Origin of the sequence: Chryseobacterium oryzae (assembly GCF_022811665.1) — a bacterium.
Lineage (GTDB): Bacteria > Bacteroidota > Bacteroidia > Flavobacteriales > Weeksellaceae > Chryseobacterium > Chryseobacterium oryzae.
The window spans coordinates 2,428,162-2,439,638 of the sequence record NZ_CP094529.1 but is presented as its reverse complement, the minus strand read 5'-3'; the positions used below and the strand labels follow the sequence as shown (position 1 = coordinate 2,439,638).

The 11,477-nt window shown below is 33.2% G+C and carries 12 protein-coding genes; 6 read left to right on the top strand and 6 right to left on the bottom strand.

Annotated elements, in window-relative coordinates; translation table 11 throughout:
- Positions 1-26: 26 nt before the first annotated feature.
- From MTP08_RS11065 to MTP08_RS11055, 3 genes are all read left to right on the top strand, one after another.
- On the top strand, positions 27-1,208 hold the full coding sequence (locus MTP08_RS11065) for an aspartate aminotransferase family protein (RefSeq protein ID WP_394803722.1): 1,182 nt from the start codon (positions 27-29) through the stop codon (positions 1,206-1,208).
- A 162-nt stretch (positions 1,209-1,370) separates the two neighbouring features.
- The gene (locus MTP08_RS11060) at positions 1,371-1,757 is read left to right on the top strand and encodes an START-like domain-containing protein (RefSeq protein WP_089745767.1); all 387 of its coding nucleotides are present in this window, start codon (positions 1,371-1,373) and stop codon (positions 1,755-1,757) included.
- A 65-nt stretch (positions 1,758-1,822) separates the two neighbouring features.
- Positions 1,823-2,644 (top strand): aminotransferase class IV, encoded by an 822-nt coding sequence (locus tag MTP08_RS11055; RefSeq protein WP_394803777.1) that lies wholly within the window; start codon positions 1,823-1,825, stop codon positions 2,642-2,644.
- Between the two features lie 83 nt (positions 2,645-2,727).
- On the opposite strand, the gene MTP08_RS11050 is transcribed toward MTP08_RS11055, so the two are convergent.
- Together MTP08_RS11050 and MTP08_RS11045 are read right to left on the bottom strand one after the other, a co-directional pair.
- Positions 2,728-3,306 carry an N-acetylmuramoyl-L-alanine amidase family protein gene (locus MTP08_RS11050; RefSeq protein ID WP_243576005.1) on the bottom strand — a complete coding sequence of 193 codons (579 nt, stop codon included), beginning with the start codon at positions 3,304-3,306 and terminating at the stop codon, positions 2,728-2,730.
- 105 nt (positions 3,307-3,411) lie between these two features.
- Positions 3,412-3,960 carry a YqgE/AlgH family protein gene (locus tag MTP08_RS11045; protein WP_243576004.1) on the bottom strand — a complete coding sequence of 183 codons (549 nt, stop codon included), beginning with the start codon at positions 3,958-3,960 and terminating at the stop codon, positions 3,412-3,414.
- 24 nt (positions 3,961-3,984) lie between these two features.
- Between MTP08_RS11045 and pdxH the strand changes: the two genes are divergently transcribed.
- A complete protein-coding gene (pdxH, locus tag MTP08_RS11040) occupies positions 3,985-4,626 on the top strand; it encodes a pyridoxamine 5'-phosphate oxidase (RefSeq protein WP_243576003.1) in 642 nt (213 codons plus the stop codon).
- Between the two features lie 51 nt (positions 4,627-4,677).
- Here the strand turns inward: pdxH and MTP08_RS11035 are convergent, their stop codons facing one another.
- The gene (locus MTP08_RS11035; protein ID WP_243576002.1) at positions 4,678-4,989 is read right to left on the bottom strand and encodes an HU family DNA-binding protein; all 312 of its coding nucleotides are present in this window, start codon (positions 4,987-4,989) and stop codon (positions 4,678-4,680) included.
- Positions 4,990-5,388: 399 nt separating this feature from the next.
- Between MTP08_RS11035 and panD the strand changes: the two genes are divergently transcribed.
- Both panD and MTP08_RS11025 read left to right on the top strand, forming a co-directional pair.
- Positions 5,389-5,739: an aspartate 1-decarboxylase gene (panD, locus tag MTP08_RS11030; protein ID WP_209390375.1), complete on the top strand. Its 351-nt coding sequence runs from the start codon at positions 5,389-5,391 to the stop codon at positions 5,737-5,739.
- A gap of 4 nt (positions 5,740-5,743) precedes the next feature.
- The gene (locus tag MTP08_RS11025; RefSeq protein WP_243576001.1) at positions 5,744-6,760 is read left to right on the top strand and encodes a lysylphosphatidylglycerol synthase transmembrane domain-containing protein; all 1,017 of its coding nucleotides are present in this window, start codon (positions 5,744-5,746) and stop codon (positions 6,758-6,760) included.
- 75 nt (positions 6,761-6,835) lie between these two features.
- Here the strand turns inward: MTP08_RS11025 and MTP08_RS11020 are convergent, their stop codons facing one another.
- From MTP08_RS11020 to MTP08_RS11010, 3 genes are all read right to left on the bottom strand, one after another.
- A complete protein-coding gene (locus MTP08_RS11020; protein WP_243576000.1) occupies positions 6,836-7,654 on the bottom strand; it encodes a hypothetical protein in 819 nt (272 codons plus the stop codon).
- A gap of 142 nt (positions 7,655-7,796) precedes the next feature.
- Positions 7,797-9,464 carry an asparagine synthase B gene (asnB, locus tag MTP08_RS11015; RefSeq protein WP_243575999.1) on the bottom strand — a complete coding sequence of 556 codons (1,668 nt, stop codon included), beginning with the start codon at positions 9,462-9,464 and terminating at the stop codon, positions 7,797-7,799.
- Positions 9,465-9,808: 344 nt separating this feature from the next.
- A complete protein-coding gene (locus MTP08_RS11010) occupies positions 9,809-11,473 on the bottom strand; it encodes a GLPGLI family protein (RefSeq protein WP_243575998.1) in 1,665 nt (554 codons plus the stop codon).
- Between the last annotated feature and the right edge of the window lie 4 nt (positions 11,474-11,477).

The following is an 11,477-nucleotide window of genomic DNA, read 5'->3' as shown; positions in this document are numbered from 1 at the left end:
TTAGCTTTGTTAAAATTTTTCTGACAATGGAAATTCAAAATGATTTTTTTAAATATCAGGCACAAACAACGCCTTATGCAGCAGGTTTCGAAGTAGAAAAGGCAGAAGGATGCTATATTTACGGGAAAGACGGAAGAAAATACCTTGATTTTGTAGCGGGTGTTTCTGCCAATACTTTAGGGCATTCTCATCCAAAAGTAGTTAATGCAATTAAAGAACAGGCGGATAAATATCTTCATGTAATGGTTTACGGAGAATACGCTCAGGAAAAACCTGTAGAATTGTGTAAACTTTTGGATGAAGCAACTTCAGATCCGCTGGAAGTTACTTATTTGGTTAACAGTGGAGCAGAAGCTGTGGATGGTGCTCTTAAACTTGCCAAAAGATATACCGGAAGAGAAGAAATAGTATCGTTTACCAATTCATATCACGGAAATACACACGGAGCATTAAGTGTTTCGGGAAATGAATTCCATAAAAGAGAATTCCGACCTTTATTACCGATGATAAGTTTTATTGAGTTTAATAATGAAAACGATTTCGATAAAATTACCGACAAAACCGCATGTGTAATTCTGGAAACTATTCAGGGGGCGGCTGGTTTTTTAGTTCCTAATCAAAATTATTTAATTAATCTTAAAAAAAGATGTGAGGAAGTAGGAGCGTTGCTTATTTTAGATGAAATTCAGCCTGGATTCGGAAGAACGGGCAAGTTGTTTTCATTTGAACATTTCGGAATTGTTCCCGATATTCTTGTCATGGGAAAAGGAATGGGAGGTGGAGTTCCTGTGGGTGCTTTCATGAGTTCAAGAAAAATTATGGAATCTCTTACCCATTCGCCGAAGTTAGGGCATATTACCACTTTTGGAGGAAATCCGCTAATTGCTGCAGCTTCTTACGCTACGCTGAAAGAAGTTTTGGAAAGCGGCGTAATGGATGAAGTAGATGAAAAAGAAAAACTGTACCGAGAACTTTTGGTTCATCCTAAAATTAAAAATATTAACGGAAAAGGTTTAATGCTTGCCGTTAACTTAGGTTCTCCGGAATACACTTTAAATGTTGCTAAAAAATGCATGGAGAAAGGTCTTATTGTTTTCTGGCAACTCTATAGAAACGAATATTTGAGGATTTCTCCGCCACTTACAATTTCCAAGGAAGAAATTGTAGAGGGATGTAAAATTATCCTTGAAGTTCTTGATGATAATTAATATAATCCAACATTTTTATATCTGAGTTTTTAATAGTAACGTCATTATATTTTTTTAGATTGTCTCTGACAAATATCATGCAGATAATTCAAAAAAGTAATAAGAATTTTGCGTAATAAAAAAATTAATTTATATATTGCGTGACGTTAAAAATAAAGATATATGGCGAAACACAAAGTCCATTATGAATTTCCAATGCACTGTTTGTCAGAGATTTTGTATGAATATCTTGCAAGTGCAGAAGGTTTGTCAGAATGGTTTGCGGATGAAGTAGTAGAAAAAGGAGATGATTTCTTTTTCAGCTGGAATGGTGGTCCTGCTGAGAAGGCAACATTAATCAGATATAAGCCTGAAAGTTTCGTTCGATTCAGATGGGAAGAAGATGAGGGAACGAAGCATTTTTTTGAAATGACCATTACTATTGATGATATTACAGAAGATTTAGCTTTGAATATTACAGACTTCTGTGAAGAAGGAGATGAAGAAGAAAACGCTTTGTATTGGGAAAATCTTATAGAAAATCTTAGAATAAAACTGGGTGCTGCTTAAAATTGCAGCATGCATAGAATGATAAAACTGATGGACGATTTATCGTTCATTATTTTTTTATAAATATTTATATTTTGAAAAATTTATATTTCACATCAGAAAAGCCTGAAGTTTTTAATCGCGCTTTTCTTTCCGGAGATGCGGTAAAAGTTTCTTTCTTCATCAGAAATTCTAAACTGATTATGGATGAAGAAAGTTATTTTTTCCTTATGGCATCCATGAGAAAAATGAGGCTCAATATTCCTCTTACTTATACTCTTGAGTTTTTTCAGAATCTATTTACCTCAAAAGTAATTCTTGAAAACGGTGTAGAGAATGGAATCATCAATTTCATGGTTTACAGGAATTCAGACGGAATTACATGGTCGAAATCTTCAGTTTCTTATTATTTTGAGGTTACAGAAATTACAGATGTTCTTTCTATCAGTTCAAGACCGCTGGAGCTGGATTTAATTAAAGAAATTAATGTAAATCACAATCTTCTAAGCAATATAAGAGTTCATTGTCCGGAAAATATTTATGCGGAAATTTATGCTCAGGAAAATGATTTGGATGATGTTATTCTTTTAAATCCAAATAAAAGAATTGCACGTTCTGTGAAGGGAAATCTTCTTTTTTTGGAAGGAGATGTCATCAAGATACCTAAGCAATCTGAAGGTGCGTATATTTCTCCGTTAATGGAAAATTTCGTAACCTATCTTCATAAAAACAATTTGGCAGATGTTCAGGAACACGAAATTATTGCTTTTGAATCTCAAAAAGCAGAAGAAATTTTATTGATCTCTGATGAAGAGGGAATTTTTTCGGTTAAAAAAATTAGAAATAAAACATTTGAAAACAGTCGTTTTTCTGATCTTGTAGAAACTTGGAAAAACAGTTTTCAGTAGAAATTGACAAACCCGGTAAACAACTTATTGTCCTTTACCGGGTTTTATTCTGATGAAAAATCAGAAAATTGTATTGTAAGATTTTAATTTCCTCGGATAAAATCGGATATTTTTTCGGCAATTTCTTTCTGTCCCTCTTCGCTAGACATATACGCTCTGTCTTTTGTATTGCTCATAAATCCTAGCTCTAACAATATTGCAGGAACTTTAGATTCTCTCAATAAATGGAGATTTTCTTCTTTAACAGGGCATTCTCCCAACTTATGCTTAAGTTTTTCAGCCAAATTTTTAGATTGCTCATTTTTCTGAACATAAATTTCAAAACCAGTTTTCTCTGTTTCTTTAGGTGTTTGATTTACGTGTAGAGAAATAACCATTTCGGGATTAAGCTTATTAATTTTTTCTGTTCTTTCGGAAAGACTAGGGTAAGAATCGTCGTCACGAGTCAGGATAACTTCATAATTATCGTTTCTTTCAACAGATTTTTTAATTTGCTTAGCGATATTCAGAACAATATCTTTTTCGTGTATGCCATTGCGGGTAGCTCCCAAATCTTTACCTCCGTGTCCTGCATCTATAACGATGTATTTTTTACTTGTTGGAGAAAAAGAAAGTATTATAGCCGCCAGAAAAGATAAAATAATTAATTGTAAAGCTTTCATATACTAAAGTTTTTGGTTTATCAAAGAACGTGAAAAGTATCTTAAAAATTTAATAAAGAAAGCTAAAAATTTGTTAAATGTATGTCGTTGTAGTGTGAAATAATATTAGTTAAGCGAAATATCTTCCGGGGCATTTGCCCACAAAAGAAACTCACCTCCAAGATTTTGCATAATAGACTTCCATAACGTTTGATCGTTTGGAAGCGTGTAATCTAAATTGTAAACATCTACTACCGTCCAAACTTTTCTCTGGATTTCCTGATCTAATTGAGAAGAAGACCAGCCGGAATATCCCGAAAATATTTTAACATCCTGAATGTTTATTTCGTTTTGTAAAACAGCATTAATTACGCTTTCAATATCTTCGGTAAGATAAAATTCGGGGGTAATATCGGTAAACTGTTCCGTAATTTTTTTTCCTTTAATGATAAAGAAAACTTTGTCGTTTTCTACCGGACCTCCATCATATACTTCTACCGGGAAATCGAAAAAGCTTTTGAAACGATCACTCATGGTTCGGTTTTTCTTATTTAAGATTAATCCAAATGCTCCGCTTTCAGAATGTTCAATAACCAACACTACAGACCGGGAAAAAATATCTCCCGAAATATCAGGTGTGGAAATTAATATTTTACCTTTGTAAGAGTAATTCATACTCAAATTTAATAAAAATTATTTATGGAAAACCTTCACGATAAAAGAAAAATCTACCAAAAATCTCAATTAATTGAAAGTGAGATTAAAGCAAATCCTATTGAGCAATTTCGGGACTGGTATATAGATGCATCGGAAAATCCTCTTATTTCTGAAGCAAATGCGATGTCTGTATCTACCGTAGAAGAAGATGGGTGTCCTCGTACAAGAATGGTTTTGCTGAAACAATATACTTACGAAGGTTTTATATTTTACACCAATTATCAAAGTAAAAAGGGAAAGGCGATAGAAAGAACACACAAAGCTTGTCTTCATTTTTTCTGGCCTTCTTTGGAAAGACAAGTTATTATTAAAGCAGAGGTTGAAAGAATTGCAGAAAATTTAAGCGACGGTTATTTTCATTCCAGACCGAAAGGCAGTCAGTTGGGAGCGGTAGTTTCGCCACAAAGTCAGGAAATTCCTGATAGAATTTTTTTGGAAGATAAATTGCTGGTTTTGGAGAAAGATTTTGAAAATTCTGAAGTTCCCAGACCGGAAAACTGGGGCGGATATATTGCTAAACCTTATGAGATAGAATTTTGGCAGGGAAGACCAAACCGGCTTCATGACAGAATTATTTACTCCTTAAAAGATTTAGATTGGGAAATAGCTCGTTTAGCACCATAAAAAGAAAACCTCACCGTTTACGATGAGGTTTGTTTTTTTATAATCGTGAGATTATTTCTTCTTTTTTCCTGCAGCCGGGGCGTTCGCAGTTGCAACAGCAGTAGATAAATCTGCACCTGCCTTGAACTTAGCAACTGTTTTAGCTTCGATATTAATTGGCTTTTTTGTAGCCGGGTTAATACCTTGTCTTGCAGCTCTTTCAGATACAGAGAAAGTACCAAAGCCAACTAAGGAAACTTTACCTTCTTTAGTTTTTAAAGTATTGGTTACATTCGTAATGAATGATTCTAATGCAGCTTTTGCAGCTACTTTGGTAATACCGGCATCTTTAGCCATTGCGTCGATTAATTCAGACTTGTTCATAATTTTTAATATTAAAAGTTAGTTAGTTATAAAAGCAAATTTAAAACAATTTTAAAATTGTGCAAATAAATAATGAAAAATTTATTTTTTTTTTCACATTTGAATAAAATTGGTTGAAAATTGATAATTCAATAATAAGCGAAAAATCAAGCTTTTGAGAAACTAAAATCATGCCAACTGCCTATTTATAGAGATTTTAGCATTTTATGGATTCTTATTTTTTGAATTATTAAATCCGTAATTTTATATGAAGTTTTTATTGATATACGGTTAAGCTTATATACTTGGTAATATAATTTTAAATATGTTGATTTTTAATGATTTAATAATGGTTTTTAGAAAGTGTGTATTTTTAATTTTAATATGTATTTCTTCAATATTATTGGTTAAATTTGCATCATGTTAATCGAAGTTTTCAAATCTAAAATTCACAGGGTTAGGGTTACGGCTTCAGACCTTAATTATATTGGGAGTATTACTATAGACGAAGAGCTTATTGAGGCTGCAGGTTTGGTTGTAGGTGAAAGAGTTTATATCGTAAATGTTAATAACGGTGAGCGTTTCGATACGTATGTTATTAAAGGGAAAAGGAAATCGGGTGAAGTCTGTCTTAATGGTCCCGCTGCAAGAAAAGTACAGCGAGATGATGTTATCATTATTATTGCCTATGCACAGATGACTCCTGAAGAGGCAAAAGATTTTCAGCCAAAAATAGTGTTTCCAGACGAAAAAACTAACCTTCTGACCTGATATAATGGAGCGTAAACAATCTAACAAGACAGTAAAATCTTTTATAACAGTCATTATTTCGCTTGCTTTTGCAGGCTTTTTTTTATGGCTTGCTTTAAAAGGACTGGATTTTAAAGTGATTAAAAAATCTCTTGCAAAAGCGAATTATATTTGGGTAGCTTTTGCTGCTGTATTTGCCATTTTGGCATATTGGTTTCGTGCCATTCGTTGGAATTTATTGTTGGAACCGATGGGGCACAAGATATCTAATTCTAATTCGTTGTGGTCTTTGTCTTTTGGTTATTTGATGAATTTAACCATTCCTAGAAGTGGAGAACTGGCAAGAGCGACAGCATTATATGGTGTGGAAAAAGTTCCTGTTGATAAGTCTTTTGGAACGATTATCCTTGAAAGAGTGGTAGATTTGGCTTGTATGGTTGTGTTTTTGGGACTTACGCTTATTTTTAAAAATGATGCAATTGTTGCTTTTTATAAAAATTCTGGAATTAATATAAATCCTTCCAAAATTTTTCTAGTTATTGCTATTTTTTCAATTGCTATAACCTTGTTTTTTGTATTTAAAAAAAGATTTGTAAATGTACCTGTTTTAGGGAAAATCATTGGTATCATAGATGGAATTCTTCAAGGTTTAATGTCTATTTTCAAATTAAAAGAAAAAGGTAAGTTTATTCTATATACAATAGGGATTTGGGTGTCTTATTATTTTGCAGCATATCTTGTTTGTTTTTCGTTACCCGAAACTTCCGATTTTAGTATTGCGGATGGCTTTTTTATTATCGTTGTGGGAACTCTTGGGATGATTATTCCTGCAAGTGGAGGGATTGGAGCTTTTAATCTTGCTATGAAATTTGGTTTTATGGCGTTATTTCTTTCTATGGGAAAAAGTGCCGAACTAGGTGGTGAAATGGGATTAATTTATTCTTTTATTTCGCTTCCGCTACAAATTGTTGTGATGCTTGTAATGGGGCTTATTTCAATTCCGATGTTGGCAAAAGAGCGTGCTAAATTAACCAATAAATAAACTGAAAATTAATAATAAAAAATACCGTAAAGAATCAACTTTACGGTATTTTAATTTCTTTAAAAGTATTTTTATCTACTTGTTTTTTGGTTTTTCAACACCTATCCAAGCTTCACCTTCTCTTTTTACTTGGCTTAAAGTGAAGTTTTCGAAGTCATCGGTTTTGTATTCGATGTTGTCTTTGTTTTCCTCGAAAGGCATAATGTAAAAGAAATCTTTATCTGTTTTATCAGATTTTGAACCTTTCTTCACTGTAGGCATAAATTTTTTCTGAAATTTATACTTAGGAAGATATTGTTTCAATGAAGCATAGAATTGCTTGTTATCTTTTTCATTCGGAATGATATCAACAATCTTATACTTATCTTTTTTCTTGTCTACCCAAAGGTAATAGTTGGTTTCTTCTCCTGTTTTTTTATTCAAAGAAGCGAAACCGAAAAATTCTTTAGGAACAAGTTGTTTTATTCTCTCTGCATCTACCTTAGTGAAATATTCGCCTTGCGAAGGATCTACGTAAGTTTCAAGGTTGTAAAGAAGAATTTCGTTATTCTGGAAATTTTTATTTTTGAAATACTGATCTAAGGATAATTCTGCAGTTCTTCTAAGTTCTTTTCCTCTTTCGTCTAATTTTTTAGTAGGATTTTGAGGGTTAACTTTTTTCACAAATTCATACAAAACCACAGGTTTTACATCTGCAAGATGGGGAAAAGTTTTTAGTTGTTCTGCTTTTACAAGCCAATAATATTGCTGGTAATAATCGTCTTTCTCAGCAGGTTTTACATTTTTATAAGTAAGCGCAAGTTTTTTTGAATTAAGATATTTTCCGTATTTACCTTGTCCGAAAGCGAAGCTTACCGATAGTAGAGCAAATAAAATAGTAATGTTTCTTTTCATTTTTACGAATAAAGATTTTTATTTTTCAAATATAATTATTTATTAGATAATAAGTTTAATTGTTAGTTAAAATATCAGAAAATTATTGATTTTATTCAATAAAAAATCCTGTAAAACTACAGGATTAATAAAAAAATGTTTTTTAATATGAAGTTTCGTGTACTTTTACAGCTCTTCCGCTTGGGTCGTTCATTTTCTTAAAGGCTTCGTCCCATTCTAATGCAATGGGTGTGGAGCACGCTACAGAAGGAACCGATGGAACTGTTGCAGCAGCGGTTTCACTTGGGAAGTGTTCTTCGAAAATAGTTCTGTAACGGTATTCTTCTTTGTTTTGAGGGGTGTTTAAAGGAAATCTGAATTTCGCATTTGCCATCATTTCATCCGTTACATATTTTTCGGCAATATCTTTTAGAGTGTCAATCCAGGAGTAGCCAACACCATCTGAAAACTGTTCTTTCTGTCTCCATGCAATAGATTCGGGCAAAAGGTCTTCAAAAGCTTTTCTTAATACCCATTTTTCAATTTTGCCTTCCTCTTTTTTTATCATTTTGTCTTCAGGATTAACGTTCATGGCAATATCCATAAATTCTTTATCCAAAAACGGTACTCTTCCTTCAATTCCCCAACTCATTAAGGCTTTGTTTGCTCTTAAACAATCGTAAAGATGCAGTTTTCCCAGTTTTCTCACAGTTTCGTCATGAAACTCTTTTGCATTGGGAGCTTTGTGGAAGTAAAGATATCCTCCAAATAATTCGTCTGAACCTTCTCCTGAAAGTACCATTTTAATTCCCATAGATTTGATGACTCTTGCTAAAAGATACATCGGAGTAGAAGCACGAATTGTGGTGACATCGTAAGTTTCCAAATGATAAATTACATCGCGAATAGCATCCAAACCTTCCTGTACCGTAAAATTAACTTCATGGTGTACAGATCCAATATGTTCGGCTGCTTTTTTTGCTGCCGCTAAATCTGGTGAACCTACCAAACCAACGGCAAAACTGTGTAATCTCGGATACCAAGCTTCCTGCGTATCACCGCTTTCTATTCTTTGTCTCGCAAATTTTGCGGTAACTGCCGATATAATTGAAGAGTCTAATCCTCCGGAAAGTAAAACTCCATAAGGAACATCGCTCATTAATTGTCTGTGTACAGCATCTTCTAAGCCTTTTCTTATAGCATTGATGTCGGTTTTGTTTTCTTTTACGGCATCAAAATTTTCCCAATCTCTTTTATACCATTGTTGAAATTGAGGTCCTTCCGGACTGTAAACCAAATGTCCGGGTAAAAAAGTTTCTATTTTTTTGCAGATTCCTTCCAAAGCTTTCAGTTCGGAGGCGATATAATAATTTCCATCTCTGTCCCAACCGTGATATAATGGGCAAATTCCCATGTGGTCTCTTGCGATGAGATATTCGTTTTTTTCAATATCATAAAGGGAAAAAGCGAAAATTCCGTTCAGTTTTTCCACGAAATTTTTACCATATTTTTCGTAAAGTGCCAAGATAACTTCACAATCCGACTGTGTTTGAAATTCGTAATCAGGAAATTCTTTTTTGAGTTCTCTGTGGTTGTAGATTTCACCATTTACCGCCAAAACTTTTTTACCATCTTTAGAAAACAGAGGTTGTTTACCGGAAGTGGGATCTACAATTGCCAATCTTTCGTGAGAAAAAACAACTTTATCGTTTTGAAAAACTCCACTCCAATCCGGGCCGCGATGACGGATTTTTTTAGACATCTCAAGAACCTGAGGTCTTAGTATTTCTGTTGACTGCTTTGCATCAAATAAACAAACAATTCCACACATATATTATTATTTGAAAGCAAAACTATTAATATGATTTATAATTTAAAATAAAAACTTTTAAAAACTTTAAAATTTTAATTAAATGTATGATTATTGTTTATTTAATTAATTAAAAATGTAATTTGAACGGTTTTTCCTTAATTTTTTTCACGAACACTTTGTCAAATTGATGTTAGTGAAGGAAAATCTAAATTTTTTCTTAAAAAAAGTATAAAATTTTAGAAAAAATAAAGTGTGGTATTGACTGACAATTTTTTTTTCACTTACTTTGTTGCTCGAAATAATTTTTTTTCATCATTTGTGTTTTTACCTCCTTGTAATAATATTGCAAGGAGGTTTTGTTTTTACTCGCTACCTAAAAGAACTCCCGAGACATTCCATGCACTGAAACTAGTTCCTTCTGGTTTTCCCTGAGGGATTTTAACCTGAATAGTGTGTTTCCCGGCTTTTAAGTCGCCCAGAGAGATAAATTCCGGATTGGTAATTGTTCCAGGGCACCAGTTAGAACGACTTAGATCTGATGATGATAGTCCGTCCGGAAAATTTCCCGAAGCAGGATTGTAAAGCCTGTACGAACCGCAATCTGTTCTCCAAGGCGTAAAAGAAAAAGAAAGTTTGCCATCAAAATAAATCGAATTAATTTTTGGGATGAATTCGTCGCCGTTTTCCCAACCACCATGACCGGTGGTAATGTATCTAAGCTGAGCATTTTTTAAATCTTTTTCCAAATTAAATTCCACGAAAATGCCTTTATCATTATCGAACATTGTCGCATAATCTTGTCCTGCCATTTCCATAATATTTGTGGTGTTGAAAAGCGGTATTGTTTTATTGTTTCGGTGAATTAGCTGATCGCTGTGGTGAATGGTTATATCCAGGCTTACTTTGTGGCCGCCTTTATCGTAATTTCCGATAAAAGTTCCTATCCAAAGCTCTTTTTCGGAAAGTGAAGGCTTTAATTCTGTGATATCCTGACGAAACGGACTTACGGTTTGCCAAATTTTGTCTTTCAGCTGAATATGATTGAATTTATTTATTCCGAACGATGTAAAAAACCGCATTAATTCTACTGTTGGCTGATAATTATTGGTGGAAACTACACCGTAATACTGTTTTCCGTTTCCATTTTCATATAAAGGAAGAGTTTTTATTCCGTTTTCCAGTCCGTTAAAAAAAGATTGCGATTTTTCCTGAGGAATGAAAAAAACAGTTCCTGTTCTGTCGTAAGCGTCGCCATTAGACTGTTGCTTCAGTTCTACAAAAATATTGTCTCCGGCTTCTATTTTTGGGAATTTAATTTTTTTCAGAATAACAGTTCCGTTGGCGAATCTTTTAATTTTTTCATCAGATTTAGATTCATCCGAGAAATTAATAATTTCATTTTCAAAAACAGATAATGTAGTAAATCTGCTTTTCCATAACAAATCACGATAGCTTAGCAAATCGGTTTTTACGGGTTCTTTGCTGAGGATTTTTTCAATTTCCGAGTTTTTAATCTTTTTTAATGAAATAGCGGTAGTTGCAGAATTTCCGTTTCTTTCAATCTGAAGAACCAAACCAAGCTTTTGTCCAAGACTTGAGGGACCGCCACTTATTTTCAAATCGTTGGTAAACCAAACTTCTATGGTATTAGAATTTATTTTTGTTATGGCTTTTTTGCAGTTGTAACCTAGAATTTTTTTAGTCTGATTGGTAATTTCGAATGTTTGCTTATCAACAGATTCTGCATCCGATGTGGAAATAATTTCATCCGGCTTCAAAAAAGCATAAGAAAAAATGGTGTTAGAGGGTTTTTCAATTTTACTTATTTCAAAAGGGTAGTCGCTTTTCTGCTCTTTAATTTTTGAATTTAAAATAAAGTTTTCTTTTTCATTGGCATACACCATAAGCGGATCCTGATTGGGCTGAACTTTCCCGTTGTATGAACTTTCATATCTTATTTCGTAGGTCTGGGAATAATTCAGAACAGAAATAAAAATACAAATACTGAAAATAAAAGATTTTAACATATTA